The organism is Photobacterium sp. GJ3, assembly GCF_018199995.1.
In the GTDB taxonomy this organism is placed as follows: domain Bacteria; phylum Pseudomonadota; class Gammaproteobacteria; order Enterobacterales; family Vibrionaceae; genus Photobacterium.
The window spans coordinates 474621-496731 of sequence record NZ_CP073578.1; the positions used below are offsets into that span (position 1 = coordinate 474621).

Sequence of the window (22111 nt, forward strand, 5' to 3'; positions counted from 1 at the left end):
CAATTCGCTAAAATCCTCCGGTTATGTCCGTTTCGGCAAAAGGCTAAAAAGAGTGGCAATGTTCGAAGTTAATCCGATTAAAAACCGACTTGAGGATGTGTCTGCACGGACCAACATCCTTAGGGGGTACCTTTGACTACGATGCTAAGAAAGAGCGTCTGGAAGAAGTCAATGCAGAATTAGAACAACCTGATGTATGGAATGAGCCAGAGCGTGCTCAGGCATTAGGGAAAGAGCGTGCAGCGCTGGAAGCGGTGGTTGAAACCATCGACCAGCTGGATCAGGGCGTCGAAGACGTTGAAGGTCTGCTGGAACTGGCGGTGGAAGAAAACGATCAGGAAACCTTTGACGAAATCGGTCCTGAACTGGACGAACTGGTCAGCAAGCTGGAATTGCTTGAGTTCCGTCGTATGTTTGCCGGCGATCATGATGGATCGGACTGCTATGTCGACCTGCAGGCAGGTTCAGGCGGTACAGAAGCTCAGGACTGGACGTCCATGATGCTGCGGATGTACCTGCGCTGGGCAGAAGCCAAAGGTTTCAAAACCGAAGTGATTGAAGTTTCAGAAGGCGACGTTGCCGGTCTGAAATCTGCCACCGTGAAAATCACGGGCGAATACGCATATGGCTGGCTGCGTACCGAAACCGGTGTTCACCGTCTGGTGCGGAAATCCCCGTTTGACTCCGGCGGCCGTCGTCATACGTCTTTTGCGTCTGCTTTTGTCTATCCGGAAGTGGATGACAACATTGATATCGATATCAACCCATCGGATCTGCGGATTGACGTTTACCGTGCCTCGGGCGCAGGTGGTCAGCACGTCAACACCACTGAATCTGCGGTGCGGATTACACACGTCCCGACGAATACCGTGGTTCAGTGCCAGAACGACCGTTCTCAGCACAAAAACAAAGATCAGGCGATGAAGCAGCTGAAAGCGAAGCTGTTTGAGCTGGAAATGCAGAAGCAGAATGCTGAGAAACAGGCGAATGAAGATGCGAAGTCTGATATCGGCTGGGGAAGCCAGATCCGTTCATACGTGCTGGATGATTCCCGAATCAAAGATCTGCGTACCGGTGTCGAAAACCGCAATACCCAGGCGGTGTTGGACGGAGACCTGGATCGTTTCATCGAAGCTAGTCTGAAATCCGGTCTGTAATACCGGCCCCCGAATTGTTGCTAAGGTTACCCATGACTGAACAAGTACAAGACGAGAACAAACTGATTGCTGAGCGCCGCGCGAAACTGGAACAGATTCGTCAGGACTGCAAAGCAAACGGCCATCCGAACGATTTTCGCCGTGACAGCCTGGCAGCCGATCTGCAGGCTGCTTTTGGTGAAATGACCAAAGAAGCGCTGGAAGACAGCGGCAATGTGGTTGCCATTGCGGGCCGTGTCATGGCCAAGCGTGGGCCATTCCTGGCCATTCAGGATGTGTCCGGTCGTATTCAGGCGTATGCATCGAAAGATGTGCAAAAAGTACTGAAAGACAAATATTCTGGTCTGGATATCGGTGACATCATCGGTGTGAAAGGTACGCTGCACAAATCAGGGAAAGGCGATCTTTACGTCAACATGGATGAGTTCGTCCTGCTGACCAAAGCGCTGCGTCCGTTGCCTGAGAAATTCCATGGTCTGACCGATCAGGAAATGCGTTACCGCCAGCGTTACGTGGATCTGATTGTGAATGAAGAATCCCGAAACACCATGCTGATGCGCTCAAAAGTTGTGAATGCGATTCGTCAGTTCATGACGACCAAAGGCTTCATGGAAGTTGAAACGCCAATGATGCACGTGATCCCGGGTGGTGCGACTGCACGTCCGTTCATCACGCACCACAATGCGCTGGATATCGACATGTATCTGCGGGTTGCACCAGAGCTGTATCTGAAGCGTCTGGTGGTTGGCGGTTTCGAGCGCGTGTTCGAAATTAACCGTAACTTCCGTAATGAAGGTCTGTCTCCGCGCCATAACCCGGAATTCACCATGATGGAATTCTATATGGCGTATGCAGATTATCGTGATCTGATGGATCTGACAGAAGAGATGCTGAGCTCGATCGCACAGGATCTGTGCGGGACAACGGGCCTGCCTTACGGTGACGAGACCATTGAATTCAAAGGTCCGTATCCGCGTCTGAGCATGCTGGAAGCGATCAAGCAGTACAACCCGGATCATGAAGCGATTCAGGGCCTGACGTACGAGCAGGTTCAGGACCGTGATCTGATGGTGAGTATCGCAAAATCGCTGCGCATTGAGGTGGAGACTTTCTGGACCTGTGGTCAGTTACTGGAAGAAATCTTTGGTGAAACCGCTGAGCCAAAACTGCTGCAGCCAACCTTCATCACAGAATACCCGGCTGATATCTCGCCACTGGCACGTCGTAACGATGACAACCCATTCATTACCGACCGTTTTGAGTTCTTCATTGGTGGTCGTGAAGTCGCAAACGGTTTCTCTGAGCTGAATGATGCCGAAGATCAGGACCAGCGCTTCAAGGCGCAGGTGGATGCGAAGGATGCGGGTGATGACGAAGCGATGTTCTATGATGCCGATTATATTACGGCACTGGAGCATGGTCTGCCGCCAACAGCGGGTCAGGGCATCGGGATCGACCGTCTGGTGATGCTGTTCACCAACAGCCACACCATTCGTGATGTGATTCTGTTCCCGGCGATGCGTCCGCAGAACAACCAGTAATCGCCCTGCGCGATCGGCCTGTAAAGCCACTTCTCCGGAAGTGGCTTTTTTGTTGCAGGAGAAATGATGTGCAGCGGAGGCCACTGACGGCTCAGTACATTCAGGATTTTTTTGTGATGAATAACAATTTATCCGCTGAACCGTAGCATAATTTATGGGAGTAGTGTCATAATTCAGCCTCTGTGGTGATGTAACAAATCTTTAGGGTAAAGAATGAAAAAGATCTCATGTGCTTTGTTGGCTGGACTGATGTTGAGTGGCTGTGCTTCGGTTGAATTGACGCAGCCTCCCACAGATTTTGTCGGCTCGCTTCCGGATGCGCTGAAGCAGGAGTTCATGAAGTTGAATGATATTCCGCCGGAAGGAAGTCGGGGTGAGGTTCGGACACTCCACTTTGACAGCGATCGCTCTCTGCTGACGATTGTTCGCCAATTGCGCAGCACACGCTGGAACTGGAATATGGATCAGTCGAAGCTGAAACCTCAGCTGGTGGAAGTGGCCTGTGAAAACTTCGGTGATGCCATGGCTGTGGGTCTGGGCGTTCGTTTCTGGTACACAGGCGCCGGTGGCTTTGTCAGTGAGCCAGTTACCAGTGAGCAATGCACCGCAAATAAATCCTGATCTCTTTGCTGCTGACCCGATATCTGACTGAGTTACGAATCAAAATATCACCTGAAACATCCAGAAATGGTGATATTTTTGTGATCTGTTGATCCCGTCACTTATACTTACCGAATACCAAATTTCTTTTTTGCATCTGGCTGGCAAACGGCTGAATAGGTGAACGGATGGGTATGAATGTAAGCAAAGACATCTGGCATGGGGAGCTGGTCTTACTCGGCGGGCACGCAATTCCTTGGTTACATGCGCTGGAACAGGTTGGATGGCGCTGTCATCACTGTCATGATCTGCGTGCGGCGGAAGCCTTACTGCTCGCGACAGGTCCTTGTCTGGGCGTGGTTGATCTCAGCCATGATGACTTCAGTCTGCATGCTGTCGCCAGTCTGGTGAACCGCCATAAACAGGTGCGCTGGCTGGCATTGGTTCGCGATGAGCAACTCCATATCGAATCGGTCTGCCAGTTTATCGTCAGTTTTTGCCTCGATTATTTCACGTCTCCGATCCCGGAAGCACAACTACTCAAAACCTTGGGCCATCAACGCGGTATGCTAACTCTGGAACGCCGGGTCTGGCCGGAACTCGGACAGTTCAGCCAGCAGGGGCTGCAGGGGGATACCCCGGTCATGAAAAAACTGCTTCAGCATGTAAAGCGCCTGGCGTCTGCGGACATGCCAGTCTTGATCCTGGGTGAAATCGGCACCGGGAAAGAAATGGTGGCAGAGGCGATTTTTCAGGCATCTACGCGAGCAAAAGGGCAGTTTGTGACGGTGAATTGCTCCGGGATGGATGCATCCTGGCATGTCAATGGTGCTCAGGATGCGTGTTGTTTTGAACTGGCGCGGGATGGCGTCCTCTTTCTCAACGAAGTCACATCGCTTTCTCCCGAGCGGCAGCAGGAGCTTCTTCAGTGGCTGCAGGATGGCCGGTTTACCAAAGAAAATGGTGTCGTGGTCAGGCACGAACCCCGCCTGATAGCAGCGACACACTATCCTCTGGACAGTCTGGTCAGTGAGGGTAATCTCAATAAAGAGCTTTTCTATCGTTTAAATGTGCTGAGCCTGACGGTGCCCCCTTTGCGTGAGCGCGGCGATGATCTGCTCAAACTGGCTCAGGCGTTATTACACAAGTACGCCCGTGAGTATAACTGTGGGGTGAAGACTTTTTCTGAAGATGCCCGGCAGGCAATTGCAACCTATCACTGGCCTGGCAATGTGCAGGAGCTGATTGGCCGCATCAAGCGTTCGGTTTTACTGACTGAGCAGAAAAACATTGAGGCAGAACATCTTGAGCTGCCCCGTCAGGCGGATGACAAACAAAGCCTGAAGAAAATCCGGGAAGAATCCGAACGCAGTGCTTTATTGAGTGTCCTGGAAAACAACCGGGGTCAGATTACGGCGGCCGCCCGAGAACTCGGTGTTTCCCGTGCGACCATGTACCGATTACTGAACAAGCATGATCTGATCCCGCCACCACGGGATCTGGGGCAGAATTCTTAGACTATGCCTGCGCTGCTTCCGGGAGTGGGAAGACTTTGTCGTAAGCCAGATTGTAGGCATACGCATAGATCAGATAGAACACCACCAGGCCCAAATCCATGATCAGGGCTTGCCACAGGCCAATCTCCAGCCACCAGGCCATCATGGGCAGTGTGATCACTAACAGGCTCAGCTCGAAACCCAGCGCATGGATAATCCGGTGGCGGGTCTGCTTGTGGAGCTGACCGCTGTATTTCAGCATCGCGTGATCAAACATCAGGTTGTAGGCGTAGTTCCAGAATGTCGCAATGACCGAGAAAATAACGCCTAAAACACCAATTTGAGCCATATCAAACCCAAACATCTGGCTCAGCACCCATGTGATCAGAACCAGTGCAATGGCTTCAAAACCAATGGCATGACGAATTCTGTCCTTTTGTGTACGCATTGTAATGACCTCTGAAGAATCAAACTGTCTGAGGGCTATCCTAATGCTATTATCGATAGATAAAAGTTAGTTGTTATCTGTTTTATCGATAGGTGATTAGGATGCAGTTCTCTCTGGAGCAACTTCGTGCCTTTGTGAGTGCGGCAGAAACCGGCTCGTTTTCGGCGGCCGCCCGCAGGCTGGGTAAGGCGCAGTCGGTTGTCAGTACCGCGGTTTCGAATCTGGAAACAGACTTTCATCTGATGCTGTTTGACCGCAGCGGGAAGAAACCCCGGTTAACGCCGGCGGGTGAGGCGCTGCTGATCAAAGCGCGACGGGTCCTTGCGCATTGCGGAGAGCTTCAGGTTGCCGCGGACAGTTTCCAGCAGGGCGTTGAGCCTAAACTGACGCTGGTGGTGGAGTCCATGGCGATGCTGCCAGCTTTATCTGATGTACTGCAGCAATTTGAGGCCCGGTTTCCTGAGGTTGAGGTTGAAATTCTGACGGTCGGCACCGGGGATGTTCTGAAACTGCTGAAAGAAGGCCGCGCGCAACTGGCACTCATGGTTCAGCTATCTTTTCTGCATCCGGATATCATTGTTCATGGACTGGGTCAGGTGGATGTCTGGTGCGTGGCTGGTTGTGAGCATCCGTTAGCGGTTCAGCGGCACGTGGACTGGGACGATTTGCGGCAGCACCGCCAGATCCTGCTCACCGGCCGTTATGGGCAGGACAGCGAAGTGTGGCGGGTATCTGATTCGATCTGGCGGACAGAACACATTCTTTCCGCGATTGAGCTGACTCAGCGGGGGATCGGCTGGACTGTGCTGCCTGCAGACACAGTGAAAGACAAGGTACAGGCGGGTACGCTGATCCAGTTGCAGCCACAATTTGAGGCTCAGGTCTGGAAACAACCGGTGGATCTGGCCTGGAGCAGTCAGCACGCACTGGGCCCGGCCGGGAGAGATTTATGTACGCTGCTGAAAAATGTCCGTCTGTCCTGAGCAGAGATCAGGCCAATCATAGGATGGAAGCGCAAAACTCTGAAGAGTCAGTCATTGTTTGTGAAACGCTCTGAATGGGATGAAATGATGCGTTTACAAGCAGGATATTTCACTTTTTATTCACAAATCTAAAATAACTGCTTGTTTTTGGGTAATTCTCAGGCAAGAATATGCTTCACGTCACACCATTCTATCTTATAACCAGGAGGAACTAACAATGAGCACATTCAATTCCAAATGTCTGCGTCCTGCTGGTGATAAGGATCAATCTTCCTGTCATCACAAAGTGCTGTGACCTCAAGTCACTGAACTTTGACATAACTCTACAGTAATTCACTGTGTAAATGGGCCGCGGATACGTCTGTCGCGGTTAGTATGTTGTCAGCCTGAAAACGGTCGTATTTGCGTCCCTCCAATATCATATATGGAGCGTACACTCATGCGTCAATCAGTCTATTTACGTTTTGCTGTTTTATTGATTCGTCTGGATCTTCATCGTGAAGAAGAAGCATGGCGTCGTGAACATCGACGGATGCAAGTTCATTTACCACAACTGTCGACACACATTCTGCAAGACATGGGTATCGATAAAGACATGCGTTTAGATCAATCGCTGGTCAGCACACGTGCTTTGCGTAAAACGCGTTTGCTCAGGCATGCAGTTCGATCGCGAAGTCTCACGTAATCGCAGGCCTTGCTTTTCGAAGGAAGGCCTGAACGACAATAAATTGAGTAATACCAATCAAAGTAAGTTAATGATCAGAAACAGCGCAGGAAAAATGTTTGAGAACAAGGCAGATTTTTTAGATCAGTAATGATTCTACAATCAAAAAATCTAACGCAGTGACGAACATTTGAACAAGCTAGGATGATCAGTGATTTACTGCGATTGGTATAAGTCCCAAGCGCCCTCGCTGACAACGAGGGCGTTTGCATTGGGTCAATGGCAGTCATGTTTACGGGCAGGGATTCGAATAGGTGATCCCGACCTGTGCCAGATCGGTCATGACTTCATCATTTAAATCCACGGACAGGCTGTTGATATTGGCTTCCAGCTGAGTCAGATTGGTTGCCCCAATCAGGGTCGAAGCATTGAACGGTTGCTGATTCACAAATGCCAGAGCCATCTGCGCCGGATCCAGCCCGTGCTTTTTCGCCACGTTCACATAAGCTTCCGTGGCAGCAATGCCTTGCGGTGTGAAGTAACGCACGAAGCGATCGAATAACGTACAGCGCGCCCCCTCAGGTTTTTGTCCGTTGAGATACTTACCGCTTAAGATCCCAAACGCCATGGGTGAGTAAGCCAGTAATTTCACGCCTTCATAGTGGCTGATTTCAGACAGACCCACTTCAAAGCTGCGGTTGAGTAAGTTGTAAGGGTTTTGAATGGTGACCACACGGGGCAGGTCATGTTTTTCCGCCAGACGCAGAAACGACATCACGCCCCATGGGGTTTCATTCGATAGACCGATATAACGAATTTTACCGGCCCGAACCAGCTCAGCCAGTGCTTCCAGAGAATCGGTTAAGGTCACGCCGGTGTTTTGATCCGGGTAAGGGTAATTGAGTTTACCAAAGCAGTTGGTTTCCCGCTGCGGCCAGTGTAACTGATATAAATCGATATAATCGGTTTGCAGCCGTTCCAGACTCTTTTCAACGGCTTCATGGATATTGCGCCAGTCCAGTGCCATGTTGCTCCGGATATGCGGGACATTGCGCGGGCCTGCGACTTTGGTGGCCAGAATGACCTGATCGCGTTTGCCTGATTTTTTCAGCCAGCTGCCGATGTAAGATTCGGTCAGTCCCTGAGTTTCCGCCTTGGGCGGAACTGGATACATTTCGGCGGTATCGATCAGGTTAATGCCGCGCTCCAGTGCGAAGTCGAGCTGGCTGTGTGCTTCGGCTTCGGTATTCTGCTCGCCAAAGGTCATGGTGCCCAGGCCAATCTGACTGACTTCAAGTGAAGAGTGGGGGATCTTATGGTATTTCATTTGCCCTCCTTGGACCGCAAGTTCTCTTTGACTATAACTCAGGACATTCAGTCTGAAAAGCGACTGATAAATCAATAATTTCCATTCGATTCTGTGTTTTTTTTGCAGGAAGAGCCGATTTGATTCCGGAATCAACAGGATGGCTCACGAATGTTTCGTCTCACAGAGTGGATTCCCTGAGCTTGCTGAACAGAAAATGTTCGCACATAGTTAATGCAACTCCCCCTGAAAAGGATCGGCGATGAAGCTCTCTCAATTCAAACATTGGGTGAAGTCACCTGGTGAAGCGATGCCAAAATGTGTGCTGACCAGCTATGCGGGTCGGGCTGACTATCTGATGGAAGTTGAATACAAGAATCATCTAGAACCCCTGAAAGATGAAGATGACAACATGCTGCATTTTCAGAATATGGAGCAGGTTCGGGAGTTTCTCCGGCCGCTGGGGGTGAAATCAATCACGCTGAGAACTATCGATCCTCACGATGAATTTTCAGCGGATGGAAAACCAATCTGCTGTCAGGACGATATGACTATTCCGCTCTGATAGGGCCGGAGCGGGTCGGGCCTCAGAGCATGAAATGCCGGGCCAGAATCTCGGCTGTGAATTGAGTTTTCAGATAAAAACCGCGCGGTAGCGTTTTGATCGGCTGCCCGTCTGCGCCGTAAGCTTCGGTCAGTACTTTGCTATTTGCTGCTTTTGGGCGAAGTTGAAGTACTTCACCGTGTCGCGCGGTGATCTGTTCAACCCGGCCCAGAACGATGAAATCCATCAGTTCCTCCCAATCACGTTTCAGGCGGGCTTCTTCCTCCACAGAAGGACTCCAGAGCAGTGGCGAGCCGACATGGCGTTCCGCCAGAGGGATTTCCCGCTCGCCTTCAACAGGGATCCACAACACCCTGGCCAGTTTATGGCGAATATGGCTGGTTTCCCACCGAATGCCTTGCAGGCCAATGAGCGGCGCGACGCAGACAAATGTGGTTTCCAGAGGTTTACCCTGATGGCTGATGGGGATGGTTTTCAGTTCAATGCCTAAATCGGCAAAATCCGGGACGGGCTGACTGCCGGCAGTGGCACCCAGATGCCATTCGAGAAGTTGACCAACCCAGCCTTTATCCCGGCGTAAGTCTGGCGGCGGGGTTTGCCCGGCCAGTTCTGCCAGTTCACCTAAGGTATAGCCGGCCAGTGCCTGAGCTCTGTTGATGAGTTCAGATTCAGATGTGGGCGGAGATTGCTGAATGATTGTCATCTGGCTATCCGGTTGGTGGTGAGCGTCTCGAAACAATTCATATTAACACATTCAGTATCTCGGTTGATCAACCCATCAAAGCAGGATCCTGTGCCAAAGATATCCACAGGTAAAAAATTGAACAAAGTGCGCATTGTCTGAACTGGACGGATTTACAGGGGAATGTTCAGACTTTAGTCATTGTGTTGTGTGTTTTTTCATCGATCCATCCCTGTGGATGTGGATAACAGCAGATTTGGTTGATCTTTAACCAGGCGATTGGATCCGATTGAAATGAGGGTTGAATCAAGCCATTTCAACTCGGGTGTAACGTTTTAATATGTTGATTGATAATAACTTTTCTGTGTGGTTGATACTGTGGTGAATCAGGATGGATCCCCTTGGGTTGTTGATTAATTCGGCAAGAACAGAGCTTCTACACAAAAATATCCACAGAAAGCGTGAATAAATGTGGGAGAAGTCTCATTTCTTTGTTCATAACCTCGGGTTCTTGGTGGAGTTATCCATAAAGTGAGTGCTAGGTAGGAAAAAACAGTGATTGATGACAATGAATGTTTACCCTGAGGCGCATTCTGTGAAAAAATCACTGTTAATTGATATTTTTACTTGAGGTCGTCCAGTGATTGATGGCGATGGATACCGCCCTAATGTGGGGATAGTTATCTGTAACAGCCATGGCCAGGTATTTTGGGCTCGACGATATGGACAACACTCTTGGCAGTTTCCGCAAGGTGGTATAGATGAGGGGGAAACTCCCGAGCAGGCTATGTACCGTGAACTGTATGAGGAAGTGGGTCTGACCAAAAAAGACGTCAGGATTCTGGCCTCCAGCCGACACTGGTTGCGCTATAAATTACCTAAACGTCTGGTTCGGTGGGATTCTAAACCAGTTTGTATCGGGCAGAAGCAAAAGTGGTTTTTGCTGAGTCTGGAATGCGATGAGTCCAAGGTGAATATGCAACGTGGCACGACACCGGAATTTGATGGTTGGCGATGGGTCAGCTATTGGTATCCGGTTCGTCAGGTTGTGTCCTTTAAACGGGATGTTTATCGCCGGGCGCTGAAAGAATTTGCAGCGATGGCGATGCCGTTTAAAGAGCGTAAGGATCGTAAATCTAAACGAAAACACAGGCGGGGTTAACCCTACATGCTGACCCAATTGAGAGAAATCGTAGAGAAAGTAGCCAGCGCGCCGACCTTACTCGAAGCGTTAGATCTCCTTGTGGTCAGCATTTGTGATGCGATGAAGACGGAGTGCTGCTCTGTCTATATTGTAGATGAGCAGCGCCAGCAGTATATGCTGATGGCAACCAAAGGCTTAACCAAGCCATCCTATCAGGTCGGGCTGGGGTTTGGCGAAGGTCTGGTCGGACTGGTGGGGCGCCAGGCTGAACCTGTGAATGTAGCTGATGCCAGTCAGCACCCGAATTTCAAGCATATTCCCGGCACCAACGAAGAATATTTCCGTTCCTTTTTTGGCACCCCCATTATTCATCAGCGAAAAGTGCTGGGCGTGCTGGTCATTCAGCAACGGGAAAAGCGTGAATTCACCGAAAGCGAAGAATCTTTCATGGTCACTCTTGCAGCGCAGCTTGCGGTGATTCTGGCACACGCAAAAGCACAGGGTATGTGGCCGGATCAACGGGATGGTTTGCATTTAACCGGGTCCGCAGCATCAACCGGTGTTGCGGTTGCAAAAGCCTGGTGGGACGACAATCAACCCCGGTTGGAAGCAGTCTGTCCGGCATCTTGCCTGGATCGTGAAGCGGAGCAGGAGCGGCTCAGTATTGCCATTGAGATGGCCAGCAATGAATTCCGGCGGTTGCGAAAACGCTTCGACAGTGAACTTCATAAAGAAACGCTGGCCATTTTCGATTTATTCAGTCACTTGCTCAATGATCCGATGCTGCGCAAGGATCTCTTCACCAAAGTTTCCGGCGGCGATCAGGCGGAATGGGCGGTTCGTCAGACCGTCGAAGCGTATTCCGGCCGGTTTGCCAATATGAAAGACGATTACCTCCGGGAACGGGCTCACGATATTCGTGAGTTAGGGCAGCGTCTTTTATTTTTCCTGCATAACGAGGAAGGTACCGAGCATCAGTGGGAAGCGCCCATTGTACTGCTGACCCGAGAGCTGACAGCCGCCATGCTGGCGAGTATTCCCAGAGATAAACTCGCTGCCGTGGTGGCTCAGGAAGGGGCGGCAAACTCACATGCGGCTATTTTATCCCGCGCACTGGGGATCCCCGCTATCATGGGCGTTGATTTTGTGCCGGAGAAAGTGCATAACGCACTGGTGGTCGTGGATGGCTACCGCGGTGATTTGCTGATCGAACCCAACCGGCAGATTCTGGCTGAGTACAAACGGCTGTTGCGTGAAGAAAATGAACTGACAGCGCTTGTTGAACAGGATCTGGATAAATCCGCCGAAACGGCAGATCAGGAAAGAATTTACCTGTTTCTGAATGCCGGCCTGAGTGCGGACACCAATATCGCGGTGAACAAAGGCGTTGATGGTGTCGGTTTATATCGCACTGAAGTCCCGTTTCTGCTCCAGCGCAGTTTCCCGTCGGAAGAAGAACAGGCGACGCAATATCGTTCGATCCTGCAGTCTTATCCCAACAAGCCTGTGGTGATGCGAACCTTGGATATTGGCGGTGATAAACCCCTGCCGTATCTGACTATCGAAGAAGATAATCCGTTTCTGGGCTGGCGGGGAATTCGCTTTACGTTAGATCATCCTGAAATCTTTTTGATCCAGGTCCGCGCGATGCTAAAAGCCAGTATCGGGCTTGATAACATGGAAATCTTGCTGCCAATGATTTCAGGGATCTCGGAGCTGGATGAGTCGAAAGCCCTGATTGACCGAGCCTTCGAGGAAGTGTCTGTGTATGCTGCGGGGAAAGGGCAGACTTTACACCGTCCCAGACTGGGCATCATGGTTGAAGTTCCGTCCATTTTATATCAGCTACCCGTCCTGAAAGGGCGGATTGATTTTATATCGGTTGGCAGCAACGACTTAACACAGTATTTATTGGCGGTAGACCGGAACAATTCCCGGGTTGCCAATGTCTATGATACGTTCCATCCGGCGGTGATGCAGGCGCTGAAACACATTCAGGATGTCAGCGAATCCAATGCGATTCCGGTCAGTGTGTGTGGTGAACTGGCTGGTGATCCGCTGGGGGCGCTGCTGCTGGTTGGCATGGGCTACCGCTCTTTGAGTATGAATACACGGAATGTGGCCAAAATTAAATATGTCCTGCGTCATACTGTCCTGACGGATATGGAACAACTGGCAGCCAGCGCGCTGTCAGCAACTTTTGGTCATGAAGTCCGCCAGATGGCGACAGAATTTGTTGAACAGCGAGGCATGGGTGGCTTGATCCGTGCAGGGAAAAAGTAGGCGATGCCGGAAATGTTGTGGTTGCTCCTGATGTGTTTGGGGCTGGGCGCTGTGGTTGGTTTGCTGGCCGGGCTGTTGGGAATTGGTGGAGGACTGCTGATCGTCCCGGCGCTGGTCTGGTTGCTCCCCAGAACGGGGATTGCTCCTGAACTGGTGATGCATATTGCCCTGGCAACGTCGCTGGCTTGTATTGTTCTGACTTCAGGATCGTCTGCCCGCAGCCATCTTCGGTTAGGCAATGTGGATATAGCACAGGTTAAGCTGCTTGCGCCGGGGATGATCTTGGGCGGGTTCGCTGGGAGCGCTGTCGCGGAATGGGTTCCTGCTGAGTGGCTCCCCCGGATCTTTGCTGCTATTGTGCTGCTGCTGGCGCTGCAAATGCTGTTATCACTGAAAGTTTCAGGACGACATCCGTTACCTGGGTCAGTTTCCGTCGCAGGCAGCGGTAGTGTGATTGGTCTGATTGCCAGCCTTGCGGGCATCGGTGGTGGCTCTCTGACGGTTCCATATCTGAGCTGGTATGGTGTTGAAATGCGCCGGGCAATTGGCACTGCGGCATTTTGTGGTTCCATTATTGCTGTTGCTGGCATGATCGGATTCATTATTGCGGGGAGCGGTGATGAAGCCTTACCCCTTATAGCATTGGCTATGTTTATGTGCCTGCATTACTGGGGGTCGTCTGTACGTCCGTGATCACCACCCGGTATGGCGCCCGCTTAGTCAGCAATTTGCCGACACAGACCCTGAAGAAGATTTTTGCCATTTTTCTGTTATTTATCGGTGGCAGGATGTTGTTTTAACATCACTTTGCATCCAGTCTGTGTCGAACATCTGTCATCGTGGAAAGAGAACACGGTGAGATATTTTTTGATTAATCATGAGTATGTGTTGAATGAACCAAGGGTATCTGACGTTTCCAAATTTTGACCCGGTCCTGTTTGAAATCGGGCCGCTGGCCATCCGCTGGTACGGCTTGATGTATCTGGTGGGGTTTATGTTTGCGCTCTGGTTAGCCAATCGTCGTGCAGACAAGCCTAACAGTGGCTGGACACGAGATCAGGTCAGCGACCTGTTATTTTTTGGCTTCCTGGGCGTTGTCGTCGGTGGCCGGGTTGGTTACGTGTTGTTTTATAACTTTGATGTTTTTCTGGCCGATCCGCTGTATCTCTTCAAAGTCTGGACCGGCGGGATGTCCTTCCACGGCGGTCTGCTCGGTGTGATGACGGCGATGCTGTGGTATGCCCGCAAACAGGGGCGCCGTTTCTTTGATGTTGCCGACTTTGTTGCACCGCTGGTGCCTTTTGGTCTGGGGGCTGGCAGGTTGGGAAATTTCATCAACGGTGAACTTTGGGGGCGGGTGACCGAGGTGCCTTGGGCCATGGTGTTCCCGACAGGTGGGCCATTGCCGCGTCATCCGTCTCAGCTGTACGAATTCTTCCTGGAAGGCCTGGTGCTGCTGATCATCCTGAATGTGTTTATCCGCAAGCCGCGTCCGGCGGGTGCCGTTTCCGGATTGTTCCTGATTGGCTATGGCACGTTCCGCTTCCTGGTGGAGTATTGCCGCGAACCGGATGCGCAACTGGGGCTGTTTGGTGGCTGGATCAGCATGGGACAGATTCTTTCCCTGCCCATGATTATCGGTGGGGCACTCCTGATGCTCTGGGCGTACAAGCGCTCTGATGCGCACCGCACCGCTTAAGTGACATCCACAGGCAGCCAAATGGCTGCCTGTTTTATGTTATGCTTGCGGCCAGAATTTTTCTGCCACACTCCGGTCGAGAGAGACAATGAAACAGTATTTAGATTTATGCCAGCGGATTATTGATGATGGTGAATGGGTTGAAAACGAACGCACTGGCAAACGTTGCCTGACACTGATCAATGCTGATCTGACCTATGATGTTGCGAATAATCAGTTTCCGCTGATCACGACGCGTAAAAGTTACTGGAAAGCCGCTATTGCCGAGTTGCTGGGTTATCTGCGTGGCTATGATAATGCAGCCCAGTTTCGTGCGATCGGTTGTAACACCTGGAATGCGAACGCGAACGATAATCAGGCCTGGCTGAATAACCCACACCGCAAAGGCGAGGATGACATGGGCCGGGTGTACGGTGTGCAGGGACGTCGCTGGCAAAAGCCCGATGGTACGCCTTTCGATCAACTCCGTAAGATTGTGGATAACCTGAGCCGCGGAATTGATGACCGGGGAGAAATTCTGACATTCTACAACCCAGGTGAGTTTGAGCTGGGCTGCCTGCGTCCCTGTATGCACACGCATACGTTTTCTTTGCTGGGTGATACACTCCACCTGACCAGTTATCAGCGTTCCTGTGATGTGCCGCTGGGGCTGAATTTTAATCAGATTCAGGTGTTTACTTTACTGGCACTGATTGCTCAGATCACAGGTCACAAGGCGGGTAAGGCATATCATAAGATTGTGAATGCCCATATTTATGAAGATCAGCTGGCGCTGATGCAGGATGTGCAGCTGAAACGCGAGCCTTTCCCATCCCCGCAATTAATCATTAATCCGGCGATTCAGTCGCTGGATGATCTGGAGACTTGGGTCGCACTGGAAGACTTTCAGGTGGAAGGCTATCAGCACCATGAAGCCATCCAGTATCCGTTTTCGGTATAAACACGTTCCATAATGCGTACAAAAGCCCTGCCACATGATGTGCGGCAGGGCTTTTTTGTTTGCATGGGGGATTTCAGAGAGATGGTTCACAATGGGTCGATTCTATCTCCTTTCATTTCTGTCAGACTTTAATATCTGGAGTAAAACCAGAGAACCCACAAAAGCCATTATTTTTATATGGCTATTAAACCATAATATTCGCGCGGTTATATCTCATGCTGACTTTGCCATGTGAAAGATATTTAATCTGAGTTTTCTGTTTCATATTAAATAAAGTGCACTTCAGAGTCAGATAATATGATTAGATTGAAATGAGTCTGAAGACTATGAAATTTTTATTACGCAGAAAAATTGGATTTCAGTTTAAGCTTCTTGTTTTTATGCCTTTTATTTCATTTGTTTTTATAACAGTGATACTATTTGCTTCATTAAAATTAGTCAGAACAAATTTCTCATCCATTGATCATTCTAATGATGTCATGATCATGACGAAAAGCACTTTGATTAGTGTGATCAATATTCAAACAGGCTATCGTGGTTTCATGATGACCGGAAAGGATAGTTATCTGGAACCCTACCGAATGGGTATTGATGAAATCGAAACCTATATGAGCCGATTAATTGAAATGACTCGGGACATGCCACAGCAAACAGCTCGATTGTCTGAAGTTCAAGCGTTAATCTCAGAATGGCGCTCTGAAGTCTTGGAAACGGGGATTCAGTTAAGAAAACAAAGTGATTCCTCGCAAGTGCTCCAACACGCTGGCCGGGGTAAATTCTATGTGGATAAAATCAAAAGCGTTTTTAATGATTTTATTCAGGATGAAGTCCAACTGAAAGAACAAAGAGAGTCTGAGTATAAAAAGACTGAAGGCGAAGGGATTATTTACTTTTTTCTCACCATTACATTATCTTCGATTGTAATTTTTTATATCTCAAATGTTATTTCGAAATTCATCTCTGGCGGTGTGATTCAGTTGAATGAAAAAATGCAATTGATGGCAAAGGGCGAGTTAAATCATCCAATCGAGGAAGATACGAGCAGTAATGAATTATCGCAGTTAACCGGGGCTTATAATCAAGCCAGAAATGAGCTTGCTTCACTGATTTCAAGTACCGCAGATTCAACGTTGAAACTGACGGAGTGTATTGCTGAAATGGGTGAATCTTCAAATAAAAATAGCAATAATGCAACGGCGCAAACTGAAAAGACTGAAATGTCTGCAACCGCAATGAACCAGATGGTTGTCAGTATTGATGAAGTCTCGAAAAATACGAGTCATGCGACTGAGCAAGCGGACCAGGGCAAGCGGGTGGTGGAAGAAGGAAAGGTCGTGGTAGACACCATGCAGCGCAATGTTCTGTCTTTAGAAAAGGAAATCTCTGCCGCCTCGGCCATTGTTTCCACCATTTCTCAGCAGTCTAACAATATCAATACAATTTTACAGTCCATCAAAGAAGTGGCGGATCAGACTAACCTGCTGGCTTTAAATGCCGCAATCGAGGCGGCACGAGCCGGTGAGCAGGGAAAAGGTTTCTCGGTTGTGGCTGACGAGGTCAGAAACTTAGCCAACAGCAGTCAGCAGAGTGCAAATCAGATTTCGGAAATGATTGCATCGGTTCAGGAAGAGGTCGCCAAAGCCGTCGATCAGATTCACCAGAGTGTAGAGCGGGCGGAAGAAACTGCATCTCACAGTAATGATTTACAGCAGGCTTTTGATGATATTTACGATTCATATCAACTGATTGCGGATATGAATCACCAGATCGCGGCCGCAACAGAAGAGCAGCAAGTCACTTCAAATGAAATCAATCAAAGTATTCTGGATATTAATGAAACGGCGAAACAATCTCTGGAGGAAGCCAATGATTTGCTGATTTTGTCCCAGAAGCTCAATCAGGAAAATCAGGAGCTCAAAAAACGAGTCTCTTTCTTTCAGTTTGCTTGATTGGTTGTGTCGAAGGATACAGAACGATCAAAATGCCCTGCAATGGATGCAGGGCATGTGAGTTGGCTTGAGCGTATATCAGGCGGTGAAGGCCAGAATCGATCCTGGAATCACCACGAAGACTAAGCCCAGGTAAGCGGCAACGGCTGCCTTGCTTTTTACAGCCAGGTCACCCAGGAAATAAGCGCCTTTCAGCGGCAGTTCACGCAGGAAAGGCAAGCCGAAGATCAGCAGGGTCGCCAGCAGGTTGAAGCACAGGTGTACCAGCGCAATCTGCAGCGCAAAAACCGCATGGTCGCCTGAAATCGCAGTTGCAGCCAGTAACGCCGTAATACAGGTCCCGATATTGGCACCCAGGGTGAACGGATACACATCGCGAACTTTCAGCACGCCAGTACCTACCAGAGGCACCATCAGGCTGGTTGTGGTAGAAGAAGACTGGACCAGAACAGTGACAACAGAGCCAGAGACAATGCCGTGAATCGGACCGCGACCTATGGCGCTTTTCAGGATTTCACGTGCACGGCCGACCATCAGACTGCGCATCAGTTTTCCCATCACCGTAATTGCCAGGAAGATCAGGGCAATCCCCAGCACAATCATCATGACACCGCCCATGGTCCCTAAAGATTCCAGCGGTGCTTTGACTGCACTGACGGCAGGTTGGGTGAGTGGTTTGATGAAATTCAGGCCTTTCATACTCATGTCGCCAGTCGACATCAGGGGTGACACTAACCAGGCGGAGATTTTGCCCAGCAGACCAAACATCATTTCCAGGGGCAGGAAGATGACAACCGCCAGCAGGTTAAAGAAATCGTGGACAGTCGCTGCAGAAAAGGCGCGTTTGAATTCTTCTTTACAGCGCGCGTGACCCAGGCTGACCAACGTATTGGTCATGGTGGTGCCGATGTTGGCACCCATCACCATCGGAATTGCTGTTTCAACGGGAAGTCCGCCAGCGACCAGGCCAACGATGATTGAGGTGACTGTGCTGGAAGATTGGATGAGAGAGGTGGCTACCAGACCGATCATCAGACCTGCAATCGGATGTGACGCAAACTCAAACAGGGTTTTGGCTTGTTCGCCCACTGACCATTTGAAGCCGCCACTCACCAGTGATACTGCGACTAACAACAGGTACAGCATGAAAACCAGGTTTGCCCAACGAACCCATCGCATGGAGCTCTGCATTGGCTCAGCTGTGGTGGTTTGGGTAGTCATATTCTGTTCTCCGTGACATTGTGATGTCATTTAGGTGTCAGTTTTTTGAAAGTTTCGGCGATGGTAGAGATCGAATATTTCAGAAATATGACATAAAAATGTCTTTCTCGATTTTCTCCTGCCTCCGGAGAGGAGGATGCAGATTGGGAGCAAGATCGAAGTTTCGATTCAAGTGGTTAAATTGTTGATTCCTTTGCATATCTGCTCTTGGTTATAAAGAGGAAAGTCCGCAATCAGAAATAAGATAAAAAATGTGAACAGATGCTTCGGGAGTGCGCTAACGGAAAACGATTCAGACAATCAGGCTCTGTGAGCCTGCACAGGTAAGTAAATACTGCGGGTATTACTGTGTTTCGCCCTCAATACTTCGGTTTTTTCGAGTGTTTCGCTCTAAACAAACGATTTCACAGAGGTGTTCGTCGGCGTCTACACTGTTTTTACCACGCATGAATAAAAAAGTGTGAATTTACAGTGAGTAGTAAGGAGCTGCGGTCAATGACCGATGTAATTCTGAAATTCTTTAAATTAGAGTCAGCTGGCGGCATTTTGCTGATCGTTGCCGCCGCGTTGGCCATGATGATTGCGAACTCTCCGTTACAACCAATGTACGAGGGTACGCTACATTCCTATATTGCGGGTCTGTCTGTTGAACACTGGATCAACGATGGCCTGATGGCGATTTTCTTTTTGGTGATTGGCCTCGAGGTAAAACGTGAGCTGATCGAAGGCGCCCTGAACACGAAGGAGAAAGCAATCTTCCCGGCCATTGCTGCCTTGGGCGGCATGGTTGCACCTGCTTTAGTTTATGTGCTGTTCAATTTTTCAGATCCAGTGGCACTGGGTGGTTGGGCGATTCCGGCGGCAACAGATATTGCGTTCGCGTTGGGTATTATGGCGCTGTTGGGCAACCGGGTGCCGGTCAGCCTGAAAGTATTCCTGCTTGCGCTGGCGATTATTGATGATCTGGGTGTGATTGTGATCATCGCGCTGTTCTACAGCAGTGATCTGTCCGCGATTGCGCTGGGTGTCGCGTTTGCAGCAACGGCAGTGCTCTTCATCATGCATGCCCGCAATGTCTCGAACCTGTTCTGGTACATTCTGGTAGGCGCGATCCTGTGGGTGAGTGTGCTGAAATCCGGCGTCCACGCGACACTGGCGGGTGTTGTGCTGGGCTTTGCGATTCCGCTGCAGGGTAAAGACAAGCAAGGGAAGGATATTTCCCCGCTCAAGACACTGGAGCACGCGCTTCATCCTTATGTTGCGTATCTGATTCTGCCAGTCTTCGCATTTGCCAATGCAGGGATTTCTCTGGCTGGTGTATCTGCGGAAAGTCTGACAGCGATGCTGCCATTGGGTATTGCGCTGGGACTCTTTGTCGGTAAACCGCTGGGTATTTTCACCGCAAGCTGGCTGGCAGTGAAAACGGGTGTTGCCCGATTGCCTGAAGGCACAGGATTTGGACAGATTTTCGCGGTTTCCGTCTTGTGTGGTATCGGCTTCACGATGTCTATATTCATCTCCATGCTGGCTTTTGCCGGGGCGGACGCTGAGATGATGACTTATTCGAAACTGGGTATTTTGATCGGTTCAACGACAGCTGCAGTTGTGGGGTATGTCTTGCTTCACCGCTCCTTACCTGCAGCCAAAGCCGTGAAGGACAGTCAGACGACTTCATAATTCGTGCAGGGAGGTGTTGATGAGAATCTTGATTGGTATGACCTTGAGCCTGATGTCAGGTTTTGCAGTGGCGGCAACAGATTTCAGCCACTGCCAGGAAAAAACTCAGACTGAACTCTGTCAGGCTTATCTTGCCGGGTATCAGCAAGGACAGGCCCGGATTCAGCCCGTGGAAGGGGAGAAAGCCGGGAACAGCTTTCTGACCCGCGCTCTGGAGCAGCGGGCAGGGGAAAGGCATCGTCATTTGGCGATGGCAGAAAAAGCTGTCGAAGCGCAGACACAGTAAACACTTCCGACGGAAAAATGCACTTCATCGTGTTTTTCGTTTGAAAAAACTTTAGGATAAGCCCCAGGCCAGTTGGTCTGGGGCTTTTTGTTGGCCTGAAGCGTGTTCTCGAATGTGGAGCGCGATTGTTTTGACTTAGACGCCGGGGCCGAAAATTGTGTCGCACCTGAATTACAATCATCTCTACTATTTCTGGATGGTCTGCAAGCAAGGCTCAGTCACCAAAGCAGCAGATGCCTTATTTCTGGCACCTCAAACGGTGACAGGGCAGATTCGATCGCTGGAGGAACGGCTGAACGGTAAGCTGACCAAACGGGTCGGACGGAATATCGAACCGACTGAACTGGGGCAGCTGGTGTTTAAATATGCCGATAAGATGTTTGACCTCAGCTATGAAATGCTGGATATCGTCAATTACACCCAGCGCGAAAACCAACTGCTGGAAGTTGGCGTTGCGGATGCGCTCTCTAAGCGGCTGGTCAGTAAAATACTGATGGCCGGGATCCCGGAAGATGAGCGTATTCACTTGCGTTGCTATGAGTCGACGCATGAAATGTTGCTGGAGCAGCTGTCTCAGCACAAGCTCGATATGATTTTGTCGGACTGTCCGGTCGACTCAACGCAAAGTCCCGGACTTTTCAGCAAAAAGCTGGGAGAGTCCAGCATGAGCTTCTTTTGCTCGAATACAGATAAAGCGCTGAATTTTCCTGCCTGCCTGGAAGATTACAAACTCCTGGTGCCAGGGCGTCGCACGGCCATGGGGCGTAAGCTGCATCATTGGTTTGATCAGCAGGGTATTACCCCGAATATTCTGGGAGAATTTGATGATGCGGCGCTGATGAAAGCCTTTGGCACCTACCGGAAATCTATGTTTGTTGCTCCTTCAATTTATGCATCTGAAATTGAGCAGTCTCAACCGGTGAAAGAGGTGAAACGGGTGCGGGCGATTCGTGAAGAATACTACGTGATTTTTGCAGAACGCATGATCATGCACCCTGCCGTCAAGAAAATCTGCGAAGCAGATTTCAGAAAACTGTTCAAATGACCGCCTTTTTTAGTGATAGAAGTTAATGAAAATATCACTGAAGTCGGTGGAAAGATGGAAGCCATAACGTTACATCACAGTGCTCCTGAGGCAGTGTCTTTGCTTAAGGCCATGGCCAATGAGCGGAGGCTGTTGATTTTATGCTATTTGCTGGAAGGGGAATTGTCGGTTGGAACCATGAGTGACCGTCTGGACTTAAGCCAGTCGGCCTTATCTCAGCATCTGGCCTGGCTCAGACGAGATGGTCTGGTTGCAACCCGCAAAGAATCTCAGACGGTGTATTACCGCCTGAAGAGTCAGGAAGTTAAATCCATGATTGAACTGTTACAGCAGATGTACTGTCCGTGATGGTCTCTCGGGTAGGGTTCAATCAAGGGTCTGATTTTCAGACATAAAAAAACCGGCCTGAGCCGGTTTTTTTATTG

At 50.0% G+C, this 22111-nt stretch carries 20 protein-coding genes and 1 pseudogene; 17 read left to right on the forward strand and 4 right to left on the reverse strand.

The window, feature by feature from the left end:
• Positions 1-58: 58 nt before the first annotated feature.
• The 4 genes from prfB (at position 59) to KDD30_RS02200 (ending at position 4815) form a co-directional block, all read left to right on the forward strand.
• A protein-coding gene (prfB, locus tag KDD30_RS02185; protein WP_211647185.1) for a peptide chain release factor 2 occupies positions 59-1157 on the forward strand; the annotation gives its coding sequence in 2 pieces (ribosomal slippage) (positions 59-133 and positions 135-1157; 1098 coding nt in all).
• Positions 1158-1189: 32 nt separating this feature from the next.
• Positions 1190-2698, forward strand: coding sequence for a lysine--tRNA ligase (gene lysS / locus KDD30_RS02190; RefSeq protein ID WP_211647186.1), 1509 nt, complete (start codon positions 1190-1192; stop codon positions 2696-2698).
• Between the two features lie 213 nt (positions 2699-2911).
• On the forward strand, positions 2912-3319 hold the full coding sequence (locus tag KDD30_RS02195) for a hypothetical protein (protein WP_211647187.1): 408 nt from the start codon (positions 2912-2914) through the stop codon (positions 3317-3319).
• 167 nt (positions 3320-3486) lie between these two features.
• A complete protein-coding gene (locus KDD30_RS02200; RefSeq protein ID WP_249199175.1) occupies positions 3487-4815 on the forward strand; it encodes a VpsR-related response regulator in 1329 nt (442 codons plus the stop codon).
• 1 nt (position 4816) lies between these two features.
• Here the strand turns inward: KDD30_RS02200 and KDD30_RS02205 are convergent, their stop codons facing one another.
• Positions 4817-5242: a PACE efflux transporter gene (locus tag KDD30_RS02205; protein ID WP_211647188.1), complete on the reverse strand. Its 426-nt coding sequence runs from the start codon at positions 5240-5242 to the stop codon at positions 4817-4819.
• A gap of 101 nt (positions 5243-5343) precedes the next feature.
• On the opposite strand from KDD30_RS02205, the gene KDD30_RS02210 reads away from it, so the two are divergent.
• Entirely contained in the window at positions 5344-6225 is an 882-nt protein-coding gene (locus tag KDD30_RS02210; RefSeq protein ID WP_211647189.1) for a LysR family transcriptional regulator, read from the forward strand.
• 439 nt (positions 6226-6664) lie between these two features.
• A complete protein-coding gene (locus KDD30_RS02215; protein WP_211647190.1) occupies positions 6665-6910 on the forward strand; it encodes a hypothetical protein in 246 nt (81 codons plus the stop codon).
• 271 nt (positions 6911-7181) lie between these two features.
• Here KDD30_RS02215 and KDD30_RS02220 read toward each other — a convergent pair whose 3' ends face one another.
• Entirely contained in the window at positions 7182-8216 is a 1035-nt protein-coding gene (locus KDD30_RS02220) for an NADP(H)-dependent aldo-keto reductase (RefSeq protein ID WP_211647191.1), read from the reverse strand.
• A gap of 241 nt (positions 8217-8457) precedes the next feature.
• On the opposite strand from KDD30_RS02220, the gene KDD30_RS02225 reads away from it, so the two are divergent.
• Positions 8458-8760 carry a DUF6482 family protein gene (locus KDD30_RS02225; protein WP_211647192.1) on the forward strand — a complete coding sequence of 101 codons (303 nt, stop codon included), beginning with the start codon at positions 8458-8460 and terminating at the stop codon, positions 8758-8760.
• 22 nt (positions 8761-8782) lie between these two features.
• Here the strand turns inward: KDD30_RS02225 and mutH are convergent, their stop codons facing one another.
• Positions 8783-9463 (reverse strand): DNA mismatch repair endonuclease MutH, encoded by a 681-nt coding sequence (gene mutH / locus KDD30_RS02230; protein WP_211647193.1) that lies wholly within the window; start codon positions 9461-9463, stop codon positions 8783-8785.
• Between the two features lie 619 nt (positions 9464-10082).
• On the opposite strand from mutH, the gene rppH reads away from it, so the two are divergent.
• The 6 genes and pseudogenes from rppH to KDD30_RS02260 all read left to right on the forward strand — a co-directional run bounded on the left by rppH (position 10083) and on the right by KDD30_RS02260 (position 17457).
• Entirely contained in the window at positions 10083-10604 is a 522-nt protein-coding gene (rppH, locus tag KDD30_RS02235; RefSeq protein ID WP_211647194.1) for an RNA pyrophosphohydrolase, read from the forward strand.
• A gap of 6 nt (positions 10605-10610) precedes the next feature.
• The gene (gene ptsP / locus KDD30_RS02240) at positions 10611-12869 is read left to right on the forward strand and encodes a phosphoenolpyruvate--protein phosphotransferase (protein ID WP_211647195.1); all 2259 of its coding nucleotides are present in this window, start codon (positions 10611-10613) and stop codon (positions 12867-12869) included.
• A 3-nt stretch (positions 12870-12872) separates the two neighbouring features.
• Positions 12873-13669 (forward strand): annotated as a pseudogene (locus tag KDD30_RS02245) (sulfite exporter TauE/SafE family protein).
• Between the two features lie 92 nt (positions 13670-13761).
• Complete coding sequence (lgt, locus tag KDD30_RS02250) at positions 13762-14568, forward strand: prolipoprotein diacylglyceryl transferase (protein WP_211647196.1); 807 nt, start codon at positions 13762-13764, stop codon at positions 14566-14568.
• Between the two features lie 88 nt (positions 14569-14656).
• A complete protein-coding gene (locus KDD30_RS02255; protein ID WP_211647197.1) occupies positions 14657-15508 on the forward strand; it encodes a thymidylate synthase in 852 nt (283 codons plus the stop codon).
• 326 nt (positions 15509-15834) lie between these two features.
• Positions 15835-17457 carry a methyl-accepting chemotaxis protein gene (locus tag KDD30_RS02260; RefSeq protein WP_211647198.1) on the forward strand — a complete coding sequence of 541 codons (1623 nt, stop codon included), beginning with the start codon at positions 15835-15837 and terminating at the stop codon, positions 17455-17457.
• A gap of 78 nt (positions 17458-17535) precedes the next feature.
• Here the strand turns inward: KDD30_RS02260 and KDD30_RS02265 are convergent, their stop codons facing one another.
• Complete coding sequence (locus KDD30_RS02265) at positions 17536-18678, reverse strand: Na/Pi symporter (protein WP_211647199.1); 1143 nt, start codon at positions 18676-18678, stop codon at positions 17536-17538.
• Positions 18679-19173: 495 nt separating this feature from the next.
• Here KDD30_RS02265 and nhaA point away from each other — a divergent pair, with 495 nt between their 5' ends.
• From nhaA to KDD30_RS02285, 4 genes are all read left to right on the forward strand, one after another.
• A complete protein-coding gene (gene nhaA, locus KDD30_RS02270; protein WP_211647200.1) occupies positions 19174-20355 on the forward strand; it encodes a Na+/H+ antiporter NhaA in 1182 nt (393 codons plus the stop codon).
• Between the two features lie 19 nt (positions 20356-20374).
• Positions 20375-20641, forward strand: a complete 267-nt coding sequence (locus KDD30_RS02275; protein ID WP_211647201.1) for a hypothetical protein — start codon at positions 20375-20377, stop codon at positions 20639-20641.
• Positions 20642-20798: 157 nt separating this feature from the next.
• A complete protein-coding gene (gene nhaR / locus KDD30_RS02280) occupies positions 20799-21686 on the forward strand; it encodes a transcriptional activator NhaR (protein ID WP_211647202.1) in 888 nt (295 codons plus the stop codon).
• Positions 21687-21740: 54 nt separating this feature from the next.
• Positions 21741-22034 (forward strand): helix-turn-helix transcriptional regulator, encoded by a 294-nt coding sequence (locus KDD30_RS02285; RefSeq protein WP_211647203.1) that lies wholly within the window; start codon positions 21741-21743, stop codon positions 22032-22034.
• Positions 22035-22111: the final 77 nt, after the last annotated feature.

Excerpts from the sequence above, each read along its gene's own strand:
- nhaA (WP_211647200.1), top strand. The coding sequence starts at position 19,174 with ATGACCGATGTAATTCTGAAATTCTTTAAATTAGAGTCAGCTGGCGGC.
- KDD30_RS02205 (WP_211647188.1), bottom strand. The coding sequence starts at position 5,242 with ATGCGTACACAAAAGGACAGAATTCGTCATGCCATTGGTTTTGAAGCC.
- KDD30_RS02255 (WP_211647197.1), top strand. The coding sequence starts at position 14,657 with ATGAAACAGTATTTAGATTTATGCCAGCGGATTATTGATGATGGTGAA.
- KDD30_RS02225 (WP_211647192.1), top strand. The coding sequence starts at position 8,458 with ATGAAGCTCTCTCAATTCAAACATTGGGTGAAGTCACCTGGTGAAGCG.
- KDD30_RS02200 (WP_249199175.1), top strand. The coding sequence starts at position 3,487 with ATGGGTATGAATGTAAGCAAAGACATCTGGCATGGGGAGCTGGTCTTA.
- KDD30_RS02220 (WP_211647191.1), bottom strand. The coding sequence starts at position 8,216 with ATGAAATACCATAAGATCCCCCACTCTTCACTTGAAGTCAGTCAGATT.
- mutH (WP_211647193.1), bottom strand. The coding sequence starts at position 9,463 with ATGACAATCATTCAGCAATCTCCGCCCACATCTGAATCTGAACTCATC.
- KDD30_RS02260 (WP_211647198.1), top strand. The coding sequence starts at position 15,835 with ATGAAATTTTTATTACGCAGAAAAATTGGATTTCAGTTTAAGCTTCTT.
- ptsP (WP_211647195.1), top strand. The coding sequence starts at position 10,611 with ATGCTGACCCAATTGAGAGAAATCGTAGAGAAAGTAGCCAGCGCGCCG.
- KDD30_RS02215 (WP_211647190.1), top strand. The coding sequence starts at position 6,665 with ATGCGTCAATCAGTCTATTTACGTTTTGCTGTTTTATTGATTCGTCTG.
- KDD30_RS02285 (WP_211647203.1), top strand. The coding sequence starts at position 21,741 with ATGGAAGCCATAACGTTACATCACAGTGCTCCTGAGGCAGTGTCTTTG.
- KDD30_RS02275 (WP_211647201.1), top strand. The coding sequence starts at position 20,375 with ATGAGAATCTTGATTGGTATGACCTTGAGCCTGATGTCAGGTTTTGCA.
- KDD30_RS02265 (WP_211647199.1), bottom strand. The coding sequence starts at position 18,678 with ATGACTACCCAAACCACCACAGCTGAGCCAATGCAGAGCTCCATGCGA.
- lysS (WP_211647186.1), top strand. The coding sequence starts at position 1,190 with ATGACTGAACAAGTACAAGACGAGAACAAACTGATTGCTGAGCGCCGC.
- KDD30_RS02210 (WP_211647189.1), top strand. The coding sequence starts at position 5,344 with ATGCAGTTCTCTCTGGAGCAACTTCGTGCCTTTGTGAGTGCGGCAGAA.
- lgt (WP_211647196.1), top strand. The coding sequence starts at position 13,762 with ATGAACCAAGGGTATCTGACGTTTCCAAATTTTGACCCGGTCCTGTTT.
- KDD30_RS02195 (WP_211647187.1), top strand. The coding sequence starts at position 2,912 with ATGAAAAAGATCTCATGTGCTTTGTTGGCTGGACTGATGTTGAGTGGC.